This window comes from Acholeplasma sp. ORD1043 (assembly GCF_057808485.1).
In genome coordinates, this window is record NZ_JAQLOJ010000008.1 from 47,128 (window position 1) to 65,013 (window position 17,886).

Below are 17,886 nucleotides of genomic sequence, written 5' to 3' on the forward strand. Positions count from 1 at the left end.
TTATATTGATGTCAATTACTAATTTGCTGTATTAATCATCGTTAGACCAACTTTTTCTTTTTGTAGGTCTACATTTAATACCCAAACCTTAACAATCTGTCCAACGGATAGGACATCCTTTGGATGTTTGATGAATTGTTTAGATATTTTAGAGATGTGAACTAACCCATCATTTTTTAGTCCGATGTCAACAAATGCACCAAAGTCTGTTACGTTTCTGACAACACCTTCTAATTCCATACCTAATTGTAAGTCCTCAATATGTAATACATCAGACTTTAAGATTGGTTGAGAAAATTCGTCACGAGGGTCACGAAGTGGTGCAATAAATGCATCTAGAATTAAATCTAATGTGTATTTATCTGTATGTAGTTCTTTAACTAGTTTTTCACGATCTAGTGACTCAACCCAAAGTCTCATCGATACTTTACCAATTTCTTCTGGATTAATGTTTAATTTTCTCATGATTTCTTTTGCTAGTTCATAACTCTCAGGGTGGATTGAAGTCATATCAAGGATTTCATCCCCTTCTGGAATACGTAAGAACCCAATTGCTTGTTCATAAGCTTTTGGTCCAAGTTTTGGAACCTTTAAGATTTCAGTTCTGTTCTTGAATCCACCAACTTTATTTCTATATTGTACAAAGTTTTCTGCAGCAGTTTTATTTAAGCCTGCTACATACATTAAAAGTGACTTAGAAGCGGTGTTTGCATTCACACCTACTTGGTTAACAACTTGGGTTACAACGAAGTTTAATGTCTCATCAAGTTTCTTAGGTGTAACGTCGTGTTGATATTGTCCAACACCAATTGATTTTGGATCGATTTTAACAAGTTCAGCTAGTGGGTCTTGTAAACGACGTGCAATTGATGCAGCTGAACGTTCTTCAACAGAATAATCAGGGAACTCTTCTCTAGCAATATCGGATGCAGAATAAACTGAAGCACCAGCTTCTGATACGATAACATATTTAGCATCCATTGCTTCTTCTTTTAAGACTTTAGCAATAAAACTTTCAGTTTCACGTGATGCAGTTCCATTACCAATGGCTACTAATTCAAACTTGTATTTTTTATATAAAACTTTTAATTTTAATCTTGCTTCAAATACTAATTGGTCATCCGCTTTAGCACCAACTGATTTTTCATGTGGATAAATAACACCTTTTTCAAGGACCATACCGTTTTTATCGACAATACATAACTTACAACCTGTTCTAAAGGCTGGGTCAACACCTAAGATAACTTTACCTTTTAGAGGTGGTTGTAATAGTAGTTTTTGGAGATTGTCAGCAAAGACTTCAATTGCTTGGTCTTCTGCCTTATCATCAAGTTCAGAACGAATTTCACGTTCAATTGATGGAAAGATTAAACGTTTTAGAGAGTCGGCGATTGCTTCTTCTAAGTATTTATCAGCTTTTGATGGTTTAGAAATGACTTCACGTTTTAAGTATGATTCCATACCTTCTTTAGTACCTTCTAATTTAACAGAGACAACTTTCTCTGATTCAGCACGATTTAAGGCTAAAATTTGGTGTGGTTTAATTTTAGATATTTGTTGAGTAAAATCATAATATACTTCATAAACTGCTTTTGGATCTAATTCTTTACCATCTTTTTTCACAGAGGATGTGATTACCCCTTGATTAAATAAGTAATCACGAAGTGCTTTTCTGTAATTAGCATTATCAGAAATAGCTTCTGCAATAATGTACTTAGCACCTTCTAATGCTTCATCCACTGATTTTACTTGATCATTTACATAGTTTTTTGCTTCTTCAATTGGATCAGTTGCTGGGAATGACATGATAAAGTCTGCTAGTGGTTGTAACCCCTTAGCAACCGCTTCTGTTGCTTTAGTCTTTTTCTTTTCTTTAAATGGACGATATAAATCCTCTACTTCAACTAACTTCTTAGCATCAAGAATCTCTTTCTTTAACTCTTCTGTTAGCATACCTTTTTCTTCAATCAGACGCATCACATCTTCTTTACGTTTTAAAAGGTTTTGTGCATATTCAAATGCTTGATTAATTGCAAAGATTTGTTCCTCATCCATACCACCAGTCATTTCTTTACGGTATCTTGCGATGAAAGGAATTGTTGCACCATCTGCTAAAAGTTCTAATACAACTGAAACTTTACTGATTGGTAGTTTCAAATCTCTTGAGACTTCATTTATTAATTGTTCATTCATGATTATCTCCTTCTCTTGATAAAAATAAAGGGGAAAAAATCTCCCCCTATATGATTTATGCTAAACTTGCTAATACTTGTTCTAACTTTTCTAAAGTTGAAATGTTAGAGTCAACGCGTGACCAAGCACCATACCAATTAATATCTTCACCATTGTGAACTTCTAATAAAGTTGGAACTTGAGCTGTAGCAGCTTGACCTTCTGAAGTATCTACTGATGAAATCCATTCTGAGTTAGATGCTAATGATGTATCTAGGAAGAAGAATGCGATGTCATCATTAACTACAACAAAGATATAGTCTTCATCATTTACTGTTAATTTGATTTCTTCAACATCAGTTGCCATGATGTCATCCATTACAGCAAGCGCTGCATTTTGACGATCAAGAGCAGATGATGTTAAGCCATCTGTGTTTTGATCTGCATAGAATAAGATATATACATATTCGTATCTATCTAATGCATATTTTAAACCTTCATGAGCAATGTTCTCAAAGTTATCTAAATTAGCAACTTGAGCAACTTGAGTTGATGTTACATAATTGTTCTTACTATAACGTTCTTCATATGCTTGGTTATCATCACCAATTAAAGCATCAACAACGAAATAAATAATTAATCCAAATAATGCAACAGCCATAACGATTAAGACCATCTTGAAGAATAACTCACCTTTTTGAGATTCTTCCTTGATTCCAGTAATTCCTGATTGTTCAACAACTACTTTTTCTTTTTTTACTACATCTTTTTTGTTTACACGAGCCATTTTTTCCACATCCTTTTAAAAATTACGCATTATTATTATAACGAAAAGTTATAGGTTTTACAACCTATTCAAGAGATTCTAAAATAACAAACGCAATTGCGTGATAATCTGTGTGCGTGATTGTTATATGAGAAATCAAGTCTTTAATGAATTTTGATTCAATATATGGTGCGCCATTGCTATCATTTAAGATTTCAAAATCTTTATAATTTGCAGTTTTATCACCTGTTTTGAAACATTTAAAGATTGCTTCTTTACCAGCAAACCTACCTGCTAAAAAGGTAAGTTTTCTTGTATCATTGGTGATTGTTGAAAATAGTTCTCTTTCTTTTGGAGAAAGAATTCTTTCAGCAAAACGATCCACACCAATTTTTGTGATTCGATCTAATTCTACTAAATCAACACCTATGGATTTAATCATCTTAACCCTTCCTTAAATTGTCAGCTAATTCTTTAAGTTTATTAAATCTGTGATTTAGTCCTGACTTAGTGATTTTTTCTTTGTATTCATCTTCAAAAATATCAACAAGTTCATTCAATGAGACATCAGGATATTGCTTTCTTAAGCGAATAGCCTGCTTTAATTTAGGATTTAATTCAAGTTTAAATTTTTCAATTAACTTAATATCATCTAATTGTTGATTGGCAGCAATAATCGTCTTTTTTTCATTAGCAATTTCACAATTCATAATACGATTAATTGAATTATTAAAGTCTCTTTTAATTCTGATATCTTCAAAACTAAATACTGTATCTGAAGCACCAATAATACGCAAGAAGTCTTCAATTGAGTTCACATCTTTTAGGTAGCAAATGTAGCCGGAACGACGGGTTGTAATCTTTGCATTTAAATCAAAGTAATTCATCGTTTGCTGAATACGAAGAATTGTATCTTTACTCTCAGCATAAATTTCTAAGTGGTATTCACTTGTCTTTGGATCATTGACAGAACCACTAGATAAAAATGCTCCTCTTAAATATGCACTTTTGGTTTCACGCGTTTGAATGAGTAAGTCAACTTCATCATTATCGGTAAAAATACCATGTTCTTGTCTAATTTCTTCAATTCCGTTTTTAATACCCAATTGTATTTGATAACCTTTTTTGAAATTTCCTTGTTTTTTGGTTAATAATGTTTGACCAACATTATATAGTTTCTTAAGTAGTGTTAAAAAACGTCTTGCAACAGTTGGGTTATTTGATTTAAACCATAAGATTGGTTCCCCGCCTACAATATGTAGTTCGGTTGCAAGCTCAATCATCGATGCTAACTCAGCAAGTTCTTCTTCTTTGGTTAGATGGAGTTGGATGAGTTCTTCTTTGACGATTTTGGCAAAACTCAAGGTACTATTCTCCTAAATTTTCTAAATATCTTAAAATACTTTGTACGGCAATTGCGCCATCTGATACTGCAGTTACAATTTGACGAATTGGTTTAACATTGACGTCTCCTGCTGAAAATAAACCCGGAACTGAGGTTGTCATATCAAGATTTGCTTTGACATAACCATATTCGTTTGTTACATTTAAATGCTTTAAGAATGATGTTACTGGAACCAGTCCAATATATTCAAATGTTCCTTCTGCTTTAATTTCAAGATCCCCATCTTTTGTTTCAACAACAACAGATTCTAATTGATTGTTTCCTTTAAACTCTTTTACCTTCGCATTAAAGATAAAATCAACATTAGGTAACTTTCTTAAAATATCCTGAGCTTTTTGGTCAGCAGTTAAATGGTCTAAGTTTTGAATAATTGTAATCTTTTTTGCAATATTGCTTAAGAAGATTGATTCTTCAACCGCTGAGTTACCGCCACCTACAACAACCACTTCTTTATCTTTAAATAGTGGTCCATCACAAATCGCACACCAGCTAATACCATTTCTAGTGAAGTTCTCTTCACCTTTAACATTGAGTGTTCTAGGAATTGCACCAGTAGCTACTAAGACTGCACGTGCACGATATTCATGATCAGGTGTTTTAACAACTTTGATGTCACCATCAATTAAAACTTCAATAACTTCTTCCCAAATAACAGGTACTTCTAATTCTAATACATGTTCAAACATTGCTTGTGCAAGTTCAAAACCTTTTGCCTTTTTAAACCCAGGATAGTTTTCAACCTCAGCTGTGTTTAAGATTTGTCCGCCTGGCGCATTTTTTTCAAATAATGCGACATTCAGGTTTGCACGTTTTGCATAGATTCCTGCCGTAATTCCTGCAGGACCTGATCCAATAATAAGTAAGTCGTATAGCATGTTAACTCCTAAAGTATATATAATAGTTTTTCTAAATCATCAACAATAACATCTGGTTTAGATGCAACTAACTTATCATAATGAATTGAATAAGCTACCCCTACTGATTTCACACCTGATGCCTTCGCTGCTTCGATATCCCATGCATGATCCCCCACATAGGTTGCATTCGCACTACCAATACTTAAAGCTTTTAAACATTTAATGATTGGTTCTTTATCTGGTTTATGTTTTGTAACATCATCAGAGCCAATAACTACATCGACATACTGTAACATATCGTTTTGTTTTAGTCCCATTTCAACTACATTTCTTAGTTTTGATGAAACGATGCCAATGGCATAACCATGCTCTTTTAGGGCCATTAAGACCTCTTTTGCATGTGGATAGGCCTTAACCCCTTTTTCATGGTTTTCAAGGTTGATCTTGCGATAATACTCAACCATTTCCTCAATGATTTTAGGATCTGGTTGATACCATGCAAAACTGTGGTGAAGCGTTGGACCAACAAATTGTTTTAATTCATCTTCACTAAATTTTTTATCTGGTAAAAACTTAGCAAATGTCTTTCTAATGTTGTCATAAATGATTTCAATGGTATCAAGTAGTGTACCATCTAAATCAAATAAAACTGCCTTTTTGCCGTAATCCATATAATAACCTTCATCTTTTTTAATGAATCGATTATAGATAATAACTGCGGCACCACCGACGATAAATAATACCGATGTAGCAATTGAAACTGGCATACCTAGGAACATTAATGGTTCGTTTACTCCACTTTGAAGTCTTAGAATTTCAGTAGGAATTCTACCAACGCCATACCATAGTAAGTACATACCAAAGATATCACCTAGTTTGAATACCTTCTTCTCTCTTAAAATCACAATAATGATGAAACCGATTAAGTTCCATATACTTTCATAAAGGAAAGTTGGGTGACGGTATTCACCACCAATCTTCATTTGTTCTCTAATAAAGGTTGGTAACCAATCAGCATTTTCTATTACCGGACCATAGAGTTCTCTATTCATAAAGTTACCCCAACGTCCTAATGTTTGACCGATTAAGAACCCCGGTGCAACCACATCTAATATAAACCAATGGCTTACTTTTTTCCAACGACAGAACGGAATAATTGCAATCATGGTTGCAATAATACCACCATGAATACCAAGACCACCTTCGGTTAGATCTAACATTTTTAAGATATCACCATTGTATCTATCTAGATTAAATAGCACATACCAAAGTCTAGTTCCTAAAATTGCAATTGGAACAATGATTAATAATCCATCCCAAAGAATATCGGTATCAATACCCTTTTTCTTTAGTTCAAAGTAACCAAGTACGCCACCAAAAATTAATCCAGTTAAAATGAATACAGCGTACCATTGGACATGGAGTGTTCCAATTGAAATCGCAGTTGCACTATAAGGTGCATCACCTCTTGTTGCAATTAAGACAAGTGTTAAAAACACTAAAATAAAACCTAAATAAATGTAATAATTTAAATATTTCTTAAATGTATCACTCATCGCCATCTTCCCCTTTATTTTGAGCTTTTAATGCAACATTTTTAACCAATTGTTCTGCTGCGTTATATCCTAGGTATTTTAACTTTTGATTCATAGCTGCAGATTCAACTAGTGTTGCATTGTTTCTACCAGGAAGGATTGGAATTGTGATCTTTGGAATCTTTGTTTCGAAGATCGTATAGGTTTCTGTTTCAAGCCCTAGACGATCATAACTCTTTTTATCGTCCCAAACTTCTAACTCAATAACAAGTCTAATTTTTTTATTTTCACGGAATGCTCCAGCACCTAACATCTGAACCACATCAACAATACCAATACCTCTAATTTCTAGATATCTTTCTAGAATTTTTGGTGCTTGTCCAATGATAATACCTGGTGCAGTTTCATATACATCGACTCTATCATCAGCAATTAAAATATGGTTTCTTTTTAAGAGTTCTAAAGCAGTTTCTGATTTACCTATACCACTTTTACCAATAATTAATGTACCCATGCCATAAATATCAAGCAGTGTTCCATGAATAGTTTTTCTTGGTGCTAATACACTTCTTAAATAAGCATATAATTTAGAGTTTACTGGTGTTGTACGTTCCTTAGATTTTAAAATAGGAACATTATATTGATTACCTAGTTCGATAAAATAATCAGGCACTTCAACATTCACTGAAAAAATCACAGCAGGTGGTACGTATTTTAATACGGCATCCACTCTTCTTTTTTGAACCTCTTCATCAAAGAGTTTTAAAAAGTGAGATTCTTTAGATCCAATTAATAAAATACGATCTTTATCATAAAAATCTAAAAATCCAGCAAATTCAACCCCAGGTCGTGCTAACATTTCAACACTTACTCTACCATCAATACCAGCCTCACCTGCCATGACGGTTAAATCTAAATCTTTAGCAATTTTTCTAACGCTAATACTTCTTTTTTCTGATTCCATACGTTAAACTCCTTTCTGAAAGAGACGAGATTTTCTAATATATGTTGATAACAATAATCTTAAAATCATAAATGCTAATGTGAATATAAATATATTTTGTGGGTCTGTTAGGAATGAAAACTCAGGGACTAATATCGTTGTTAGGAAAAACAATAAGATATTAATAATATAAAATGGTAATCCAAACGACTGAATAATCATTTTCCAAAAGAATCTAATCACTAGAATTTTAATCATGAGTTCCATTAAAGAATAGAAAATCATTGCGATTAAAAACGTCCAAATATTATCAACTTTAACAACTGGTGCAAACGCACTAAAGATGCCAATCACAGCAGCAGATGATAATAGGTTAACTATCAATGTTAACAAAACATGGACTGAAAAGTTATCATGCAGCATAAAGCCTAGCTTATATCCAACAGATAGTAATCTTTTTTGATTTAGTTTAGGTTCTTTATTGTCGTTTTGTGGATCTTGTTCTTTTTGATTCATAATACCCTTTCATTTATAATACTTCTTTTAAATATTGACCGGTGTATGAGTTAGGGTTTTGCGCTAACTCCTCAGGTGTACCTGTTCCAACAATGGTTCCACCTAATGCTCCACCCTCTGGACCTAAGTCAATAATATAGTCAGCATTCTTAATAACATCTAAATTATGTTCAATGACAATCATTGTTGCCCCTTGGTCAACAATTCTATGTAAAACTTTAATTAATCGATTCACATCATCTGTATGCAAACCAGTAGTTGGTTCATCTAGGACATATAAAGTTGAAGGTGTTATGCGTTTATATAATTCTGATGCAAGTTTAACTCTCTGAGCTTCACCACCAGATAATGATGGTGCGCTTTGTCCAAGTTTGATATAGCCTAAACCAACATCTTGAATAGTTTTTAATTGATTGTAAATCTTTGGATGGTTTTCGAAGAATTGTACTGCATCATCAATTGTCATATCCAAGACTTCAGCAATGTTCTTACCTTTATACTTAATTTGTAAAGTTTCATGATTATATCTAGTACCTCCACAAACCTCACAAGGTACATAAACATCTGGTAGGAAGTGCATTGAAATCTTTTTAACACCATCTCCACCACAATGTTCACAACGTCCACCTTTGACGTTAAATGAGAATCTTCCTTTTAAGTATCCTCTCATTTTAGCTTCATTGGTTAATGCGAAGACATCACGTATATCATCAAATACACCAGTATATGTTACCGGATTACTTCTTGGGTTATAACCGATTGGTGATTGAGAAATTTCAATAATCTTATCAATATAACCATAATCAGCAATCATATCATGACGACCAGCAAGATCCTTTGATTTATATAACTTTTGACGTAAACCCTTCACTAAGATTTCGTTTACTAATGTTGATTTACCAGACCCTGAAACACCAGTTACTAAAGTTAATTTAGAAAGTGGAAAGGCAACATTAATATTCTTTAAGTTGTTTTCTTTAGCTCCAACAACTAAAATATCTTTTCCATTACCAGCTCTTCTAACCTTTGGTGTTTCAACTTTTAAATCACCTTTTAAGTAACGACCAGTTATACTCTTAGGATTATTGATGACTTCTTCTGGTGTACCTGCTGCAACAACTTCACCACCAAAGATACCAGCACCAGGTCCAATGTCAATTAAATAATCAGATTGTAACATCGTATCGTGGTCGTGTTCAACAACAACTAGTGTGTTACCTAAGTCTCTCATTTTCTTTAATGAGTTAATTAATCTTTGGTTATCTTTTTGATGAAGACCGATTGATGGTTCATCTAGCACATATAAAACACCTGATAGTTTAGAACCAATTTGAGTTGCTAGTCTAATACGCTGTGCCTCACCACCAGATAGTGTACCCGCACTTCTTGCAAGATTTAAGTAACCTAAACCAACATCATTTAAAAAAGTTAATCGGTTATCAATTTCTTGTAGTAAGAGTCTAGCAATTTTTTGTTGTTCAGCACCAAGTCCTAAGTTATGAATCATTTTAACCAGGTCTTCAATTGAATGTGCCATCATTTCAGAAATGTTAAGTTTGTTAATTTTAACCGATCTAGCTGCTTCATTTAATCTTTGACCCTTACATACAGGACATGTTGATTCAGTCATGAATGATTCAATCCATGATCTAATCCATTCTGATGTTGTTTCTAAATAACGACGATTTAATTGATTGATAATCCCTTCAAATCTAGCAATCTTTTCATGGCGTCTACCACTATTTGATTGAAGTTTGAAATGAATCTCTTCATCACTACCATATAAAATAATATCTAATTTATCTGGGGATAATTCTCTAATTGGTGCGTATGGATCAATACCAAAATGGTTACATACGATTTCAAACTCTTGAAGATTTAAATTTCCTTCATCAGCATATTTAAATGGTAGAATTCCACCATTTAAAATGCTCTTTTCAGGATCCACGATTAATTCTTTAGCTACCTCTAATTTAACGCCTAATCCATTACAATGTGGACAAGCACCAATAGGTGTATTAAATGAAAATAATCTTGGTTCTAATTCTGGAAGTTCAAAATCAATACCTTCACAAAAATATTGTTCAGAGAAGTTAATGATTTCTTTTTCATTGATAATAACTCTAGTTCTACCTGTTGCATATTTAGAAGCAAGTTCTAATGCATCATATACTCTTGATCTAATACCTTCTTTAATAACTACTCGATCGACAATTAGACCAATATCGTGGAACTTGTTTTTATCTAAAGTATCCATTTCTTCAATGAGTAAAATCTCTCCATCAACCCAAATACGCGTAAATCCATCTTTTAAGTATTGTTGTAGTTTTTCTTTATGCGTACCTTTTTGACGTTCAACAACTGGTGCAACTATCACCACTTTTGAACCCTCAGGAATTTGTAAGACTCTTTGAGTCATTTCTTCAATTGTTTGTTTAGTAACAGGAATGTCAGTACCTGGACAATAAGGCGTTCCAACTCTAGCATAAAGTAATCTAAAATAATCATAAATTTCAGTTACTGTACCTACTGTAGAACGTGGGTTATTTGAAGTTGTTCTTTGGTCAATTGATATTGAAGGTGACAGTCCATCAATTGAATCCACATCTGGTTTTTCATAATTACCTAAAAATTGTCTAGCATAAGAAGATAGACTTTCCATATATCTTCTTTGACCTTCTTGGTAAATCGTATCAAACGCAAGTGATGATTTACCAGAACCAGAAACACCGGTCATGACAACCAGTTTATTTTTAGGAATATCAATGTCGATATTTTTTAAATTGTTTTCACGAGCACCGCGAACTTTAATCCAATCATTATTGCTCATCAATCTTCACCTTGAACTCTGCCTCAGTCATTATTGCAACACCTAAGTCTTGTGCTTTCTTCAATTTTGAACCTGCATCACTTCCTGCTAATAGATAATTTGTTTTTGCAGAAACAGATGAGGATACTTTTCCACCGAGTTTCTCAATAATCATTGATGCTTGATCTCTTGAGAATGATTCTAATGTACCAGTTAGTACAAATGTCTTACCATTGAATTCGTGTTCTTTAACTATATCAATAGCATATTCCATATTTAAACCTAAAGCCTTTAATTCTTCAAGCATTGCTAAATTACCTTCATTTTTAAAGTAATCAACTACACTTAAAGCTATTTGTTCACCAATATCAGGAATACTAATTAAATCTTCATAAGTTGCGTTTTTAAGTTTATCAATCGTATTAAAATTCTTAACTAATGTTTTGGCAATCTTTGCTCCGACATGTTTAATGCCTAAACCAAAGATGAACTTATCAAATGATTGTTTTTTTGACTTTTCAATTGCTGATAAAAGATTATCAATTTTCTTATCACCAAAACCTGGAAGTTCTACTAATTCTGCCTTATAGTTTTCTAATTTATAAATATCAGTAATTGATTGAATGTAGGTTAATTCATGTAATAACTCAACAACCTTTTCACCCAAGGATTCAATATCCATAGCAACTCTTGATGCAAAATGGATGATCGAGAAGATTTGTTTACCCTGGCAATTAGGGTTCATACAATAATAATCTGCTTCCCCTTCTTTACGTTCTAAATGCGATTTACATACAGGACATGTATCGATCATTTTGAAAGGTTCTTGGTTAGTTCTTTTTTCTTCTAATACATTTAATACCTCAGGAATAATTTCTCCTGCTTTATGCACTAATACATGGTCACCAATTCTAATATCTTTGGCAAGGATGTAATCCTCGTTATGTAGAGTTGCACGAGAAACGAGTGATCCTGAAATTTGAACAGGCACTAATTCTGCAACCGGTGTAATCACACCAGTTCTACCGACTTGGAAAGTAATATCACGAATGACTGTTTCTTGTTTCTCTGCTTCAAATTTATATGCAGTAGCAAACTTAGGATACTTTGCAGTATACCCAATTTGGTCATATAAATTTAATTCATCCACTTTGATGACTACACCATCTGTATCATATGCTAAGGTTTTTCTAAAAACATCATATGTCTTAATGTGTTCCATTAATTCATCAAAAGATTTAGCTAATTTATAATGTGGATTTACTGGGAAACCTAAATGTTTTAAATATGCTAACAATTCAGATTGACGTGATACATAGTTGGTTGCATTTACGATAGCATATGTAAATAATGATAATTTACGTTTAGCCACGACTTTACTATCTAATTGACGAATAGTCCCTGCTGCTGCATTTCTAGGGTTTGCAAAAAGATCTAAACCTTCCTCTAATCTATCTTGATTTGCTTTTTTAAATGATTCGTGTGACATATAAATTTCGCCACGAACTTCAATATCAATTGGTTCACTTAATTTTAATGGTAATTGTTTTATAGTTAATACATTGTTTGTAATATCTTCACCAACAACCCCGTTCCCTCTGGTTGCTGCCTTTTTAAATATCCCTTTTTCATAAATTAAAGTTACTGCTAATCCATCAATTTTTAGTTCAGCAGTAACTGAAAAATTAGGTGTGACTTTTCTAATTCTTTCATAGAAGTCAAAAACTTCTTCAGCGTTAAAGACGTTTGAAAGTGACATCATTGGAACTGTATGGGTATGTTTATTAAAACCATCAAGTACAGTTCCACCAATCTTTTTAGTTGGAGAAGTTGGATCATCATATTCTGGGTGCTTAGTTTCTAATTCAACCAACTCTTTTAAAAGTCGATCATACTCAAAGTCAGAAATTTCAGGATTATCCATTGTATGATATAAATAATTCGCTCTATTTATTAGTTGTCTAAGTTCGTCGATTCTAGCTTTAATGTCCATAATAATCACCTTAGGATTATTATACCACGCGACCGTATGTTTCACGGGCTTAGACAATTAAAAAAATAAATTTATTCGTATCCTTTAGATACGAAGCTAAATGTTTGAGTATGCTAGCTTAGTCTCTTTTAAAAATTTTGTTTTTCTTGTAGAAAAAATGTATAAGTTATTGATTGCTCTTGTAATCCCTACAAAAAAGAGTCTTCTTTCTTCCTCTTTATTAAAAAAAATATTGTCTTTATCATAGGGTAGAATCTCTGCTCCAATAATGATAACAGTATCAAATTCTAACCCCTTGGATTCATGAAATGATAGTAACCTCACATCAAATAAAAAGTTTTGTTCTAAAAGTTGTTTTAAATAACTTACTTGATAATGATTTCTATACAGTATAACGGCTTGATAAAGCCTTTTTATTTTTATAAGTTCAACAACTTTTTGCATAATTAAATCTTTTTCATAAATAAATATCAATGGGTCATTAGTTGCTATTTTTAACGCTTCTAAATGTTTTTTAAATCGGTTTTTATTGTGTTTAATTAAGTTGTTTGCTGCATCAATAATCAAGTCGTTTGAACGATAGTTTTTTGATAGTTTTAAAACACTTGCTTGATACTGTTTAACGAACTGATCAATGAGTTCAAAGCGAGCTCCACGGAATGCATAAATCGATTGATCAGGGTCCCCTACTGTGAAACAAAAAGTATCTTTTTTAATCATTGTTTCCAGTAGTTTAAATTGTAAAAGATTGGTGTCTTGAAACTCATCAACAAAGATATACTTATATGGATGTGTCTTAATATGTTTAATTGTCTCCATCATTAGATCATCAAAATCAAGTAGATTGCGTTCTTTTAAATACTTTTGATATGTATCATAAATCTTTGGTTTCTTTGTTGTTTTTATACTATTTTTATAATTTGACACTTCAAGAATTTCATCTTCTTTAAAGACATTTGTATGTTCAAAGACTTTAAATGTTTTAATTTTTGCTAATTGTTGATAACAATAGCCATGAAATGTATGAATTGATAATGCATAATCAGATAACCGTTTTGTCATTTCTAAAGATGCTTTTTTAGTGAATGTTATACATAAGATTTCTTTAGGATTTATACCCGTTTCAATTAAGTGCTTAATCCGCTCAACGATAACCCTGGTTTTACCACTTCCAGCACCAGCTAATAAAAATATAAATTGATCTTTTGAATAGACTGCCTTTGTTTGTTCTTCGTTTAATAGAATCATGATTTACCTCTACCAATATAGTAGAGATAATCCCTCTTTAATTCTTCTTAAAAATAGTGTGTTACAATATAACTAGTTCTAACATAATGGGGATACGTTATTGGAAACAGTTTTCTTACGATATGAGAAGAAATATGTTTTATCAAAAATCGAACGCGATAATTTAATCGCGGGTTTTTTAGCTAATGGTTTTACCTTTGACACCTATTCACCAAATGGAAAACATTACGCTGTTTATACAGTTTATTATGATACTTCTAACTTTGAAGTCATTAGGCAATCTCAAACAAGACTCTCATATAAAGAAAAACTACGCGTAAGGTTTTATGAATACCCATTAAATAATGATTCAACACTCTTTGTTGAATTAAAGAAAAAACTTTCTGGTCAGGGTAATAAAAGACGATTAGCCCTAACCTTAGATCAAGTTACAAATTTATTTAATGGTAAAGAATTATCATTTGACGATTACACTCAAAATCAAATTTACAAAGAAATCAAATACTATTTAACAAGATATACAGTAAAACCATTTACCTTTGTTAAATATAGTAGATTAGCACTTATCCACGAACAAACAGGTATTAGAATCACCTTTGATGATGAAATTCATTATGCACATTTAAAGTCGTTAGATAAAGAGTCTCTGTTCTTTGAACTCCCACAATCCAAAGATTTAATTGTTATGGAAATTAAATCATTAAATAATTATCCCTTATGGTTATCAAATCTTCTAACCAAAGAAAAAGTTTATGCGAAGAACTTTTCTAAATATAGAAATACATATGAAACACTTCATGAAGGAGGAATGATCTATGTTAACACTTGATTTAACTAATGGTGCATCTTTCGATGATATTATCATCATCATGGTGACCGCTGGATTATTAGGAGCTATCCTGAGTTTCACATTTATGTTTACACATAGAAGTAAGGTATATGAAAAGTCATTTTTATCCACATTAATATTACTTCCTGTTGTGATCTCAATGATTATACTGCTTGTTAATAATAATTTAGATACTGCACTGGGTACTGCATTCTCACTTGCTGGTGTGTTTGCACTAGTTCGTTTTAGAACTGCTATGGCAGATAGTCGTGACATTACCTACATTCTATCAACGGTTGCCATTGCACTTGCATCAGCCATGGGTGCGCTAGGTTATGGTATAATCATTACTCTCATTATTTCACTTATCTTTATCCTACTTAACTTAGCTAAAGTTGATGGTGATCGTACAAAATACTCAAAGCTTCAAATTGTGATTGCAGAAAACTTAAATTACCGTGACGCATTTGAAGATATCTTTGCGAAGTACTTAGATCACTTCGAATTACAACGCGTTAAAACAATTGACTTTGGTTCACTATTTGAATTAACTTATTTAATTAGAATTAAGAAAGATGTTGACCAAAAAGCATTTATTGATGATTTAAGAAGCAGAAACTCAAATCTTAACATTACACTTGTTCATGATTATGCTGCACTTATGACAAATAATCCAAACTAAAAAATAACTCCACCAAAACAGGTGGAGTTTTATTTTATATTTTTTTAATGGATGGATGAGACTCTAATAACTTTTTAATACCATGTGGTAGTTTGAATGCAATTGTTGCAATATCACCCTCAAGTGATACAACAATACCTTCTCCAAAGACAGCATGAGATACTTTGTCGCCGGCTTTTAAGAAGCGGTCATTACCATTTCTATTTTGAGTTGGATTAGCATATTGTTTAGTTAATCGTTCTTTAACTGGTGACATTTCTTTTAAGAAACGAGATGGCATAGGTCGGATATAATTACCATAAAGTAAGCGATCATCGGCACGAGATAGATATAATCTTTCTTTAGCTCTTGTTACACCAACGTATGCAATTCTTCTTTCTTCTTCAAGTTCTCTTGTATCGTAAGTTGATAATGGTGATGGGAATATTCCTTCTTCCATCACTGTCATAAAGACAACTTTAAATTCTAATCCTTTTACTTGATGGTAGGTAGATAGAATAACACCTTCACGATTTGATTGTAAGTCTAAATCCGTGTATAAAGCGATTTGGTCTAAGAGTTGAGTTAATCTTTCCATGAAACTACCTTCATAGAACTCTTGACCTTGAACGAATACCGATTTTAATTCTTTGATGTTATCAATACGTTCTTGAGAGATATCATCTTTCTCTTCTTCAAGCATTAGAAGATAACCTGTATTGTATGCAACATACATGACAACTTCATCTAGATTCTCCATAGTAGCTAAGCGTTCTTGCATCTCAATGATTAATCGTTTAAATGAATCTAGTTGTTCTCTTGTTTTACCTGATACATCTAAATGATCAATCGCATTAAACATTGACAAGTTTAATTGTTTAGCAAGTGTCTCCAACTTATTAACGGTTGTTGGACCGATTGCACGTTTAGGTACATTGATGACACGTTTTAAGTAAAAGTCTAGATGTGGATTAACGAGTAATCTAATATAGGCTAAGATATCTTTGATTTCTTTTCTCTGATAGAAAGATAGGCCACCATACATAACATATGGAATGTTATGTTTCATAAGTGTATCTTCAAAAGTACGAGATAATGCATTGTTTCGATAAAGGATTGCAATATCAGAGTATGCATAACCATGGTCTTTTACAAGTCTAGTGATTTCGTTTGCTACCATAGTTGCTTCGCTAAAGTCAGATTGTGCATTCCAAATCATTGGTTCAATGCCAGCTGGACTTTCAGTTGATAAATTTTTCTTTACTGGTCGATTGATATTATTTGCAATTAATCTATTTGCAAAATCTAGAATTTCAGGTGTTGAACGGTAATTTTTAGCAAGTACTTGTTCACCGCCAAAATCTCTTCTAAAGTGGTTAGCATTTTCATAGTTTGCTCCACGGAACCCATAAATAGATTGATCAGGGTCCCCAACAACAAACACATTTTTATTTCTTCCTGCTAAGTATTTAATAATTTCATATTGAATGTGGTCTGTATCTTGAAACTCATCAACTAAAATATAATGGAATTTATCTTGATAATACTCCCTAACATCCACGTGTTCTTTTAATAGTTTTAAAAGATAGATTTGTAAATCATCAAAATCTAATAAATTATTTTCAACTAAATCATGTTGATACATTTGATAAATTAACTTCTCGTTATCATCATCAAAACGGTCTTGATTAAAACACTTCATGTCAGAAATCTTATTTCTAACATCATTAATCTTATAACGTTTATGGTCTAAATTTAGTCTTTTAATAATATCTCTAATAATTGATTTTGCGTCATCTTCATCAGCAATATTAAATGTTTTCTTATAACCTAAGTTTAAAACTTCAATATCACGACGAAGTATATTGGCAGCTAGACTGTGGAATGTGTAGATCCAAACGCTTGATGCATATGGGCCAGCCATATCAATAATACGTTCTTTCATTTCACGAGCTGCTTTATTGGTAAAAGTAACCGCTAGAATTGAGTCAGCAGGTACACCTGCTTCTTTAATTAAGTATGCTACTCTAGTTGTTAATGTTCTTGTTTTACCTGTACCTGCACCTGCAACAACAAAAAGAGGGCCAGAAACATGTGTGGCCGCCTTTAATTGCTCGGGATTCAGTTTAGCTAGGAATTCTTCCATGCTAAC

14 protein-coding genes are annotated in these 17,886 nt (G+C 32.5%); 2 read left to right on the forward strand and 12 right to left on the reverse strand.

Annotated features, from left to right (window positions below; translation table 11 throughout):
* Positions 1–18 precede the first annotated feature (18 nt).
* The 11 genes from PG914_RS04030 to PG914_RS04080 all read right to left on the reverse strand — a co-directional run bounded on the left by PG914_RS04030 (position 19) and on the right by PG914_RS04080 (position 14,244).
* A complete protein-coding gene (locus PG914_RS04030; protein ID WP_488822424.1) occupies positions 19–2,193 on the reverse strand; it encodes a Tex family protein in 2,175 nt (724 codons plus the stop codon).
* Between the two features lie 55 nt (positions 2,194–2,248).
* Positions 2,249–2,959, reverse strand: coding sequence for a hypothetical protein (locus PG914_RS04035; protein ID WP_488822425.1), 711 nt, complete (start codon positions 2,957–2,959; stop codon positions 2,249–2,251).
* 64 nt (positions 2,960–3,023) lie between these two features.
* Complete coding sequence (gene acpS / locus PG914_RS04040) at positions 3,024–3,380, reverse strand: holo-ACP synthase (RefSeq protein ID WP_488822426.1); 357 nt, start codon at positions 3,378–3,380, stop codon at positions 3,024–3,026.
* Position 3,381: 1 nt separating this feature from the next.
* Positions 3,382–4,302 carry a DNA-binding protein WhiA gene (whiA, locus tag PG914_RS04045; protein WP_488822427.1) on the reverse strand — a complete coding sequence of 307 codons (921 nt, stop codon included), beginning with the start codon at positions 4,300–4,302 and terminating at the stop codon, positions 3,382–3,384.
* A 4-nt stretch (positions 4,303–4,306) separates the two neighbouring features.
* On the reverse strand, positions 4,307–5,218 hold the full coding sequence (locus PG914_RS04050) for an NAD(P)/FAD-dependent oxidoreductase (RefSeq protein ID WP_488822428.1): 912 nt from the start codon (positions 5,216–5,218) through the stop codon (positions 4,307–4,309).
* Positions 5,219–5,226: 8 nt separating this feature from the next.
* Positions 5,227–6,756: a prolipoprotein diacylglyceryl transferase gene (lgt, locus tag PG914_RS04055; RefSeq protein ID WP_488822429.1), complete on the reverse strand. Its 1,530-nt coding sequence runs from the start codon at positions 6,754–6,756 to the stop codon at positions 5,227–5,229.
* The gene (gene hprK / locus PG914_RS04060; protein ID WP_488822430.1) at positions 6,749–7,699 is read right to left on the reverse strand and encodes an HPr(Ser) kinase/phosphatase; all 951 of its coding nucleotides are present in this window, start codon (positions 7,697–7,699) and stop codon (positions 6,749–6,751) included. Before hprK ends, lgt begins: the two co-directional genes overlap by 8 nt.
* 3 nt (positions 7,700–7,702) lie before the next feature.
* Positions 7,703–8,194: a hypothetical protein gene (locus tag PG914_RS04065; protein WP_488822431.1), complete on the reverse strand. Its 492-nt coding sequence runs from the start codon at positions 8,192–8,194 to the stop codon at positions 7,703–7,705.
* A gap of 13 nt (positions 8,195–8,207) precedes the next feature.
* Positions 8,208–11,024, reverse strand: coding sequence for an excinuclease ABC subunit UvrA (gene uvrA, locus PG914_RS04070; RefSeq protein WP_488822432.1), 2,817 nt, complete (start codon positions 11,022–11,024; stop codon positions 8,208–8,210).
* A complete protein-coding gene (ligA, locus tag PG914_RS04075) occupies positions 11,014–12,996 on the reverse strand; it encodes an NAD-dependent DNA ligase LigA (protein ID WP_488822433.1) in 1,983 nt (660 codons plus the stop codon). The genes uvrA and ligA overlap by 11 nt, the downstream gene beginning before the upstream one ends.
* A 96-nt stretch (positions 12,997–13,092) precedes the next feature.
* A complete protein-coding gene (locus PG914_RS04080; RefSeq protein WP_488822434.1) occupies positions 13,093–14,244 on the reverse strand; it encodes an ATP-dependent helicase in 1,152 nt (383 codons plus the stop codon).
* A gap of 100 nt (positions 14,245–14,344) precedes the next feature.
* Between PG914_RS04080 and PG914_RS04085 the strand changes: the two genes are divergently transcribed.
* Entirely contained in the window at positions 14,345–15,073 is a 729-nt protein-coding gene (locus PG914_RS04085; RefSeq protein WP_488822435.1) for a VTC domain-containing protein, read from the forward strand.
* The gene (locus PG914_RS04090) at positions 15,060–15,755 is read left to right on the forward strand and encodes a DUF4956 domain-containing protein (protein ID WP_488822436.1); all 696 of its coding nucleotides are present in this window, start codon (positions 15,060–15,062) and stop codon (positions 15,753–15,755) included. The genes PG914_RS04085 and PG914_RS04090 overlap by 14 nt, the downstream gene beginning before the upstream one ends.
* Positions 15,756–15,789: 34 nt before the next feature.
* Here the strand turns inward: PG914_RS04090 and PG914_RS04095 are convergent, their stop codons facing one another.
* The gene (locus PG914_RS04095; protein WP_488822437.1) at positions 15,790–17,880 is read right to left on the reverse strand and encodes an ATP-dependent helicase; all 2,091 of its coding nucleotides are present in this window, start codon (positions 17,878–17,880) and stop codon (positions 15,790–15,792) included.
* Positions 17,881–17,886: the final 6 nt, after the last annotated feature.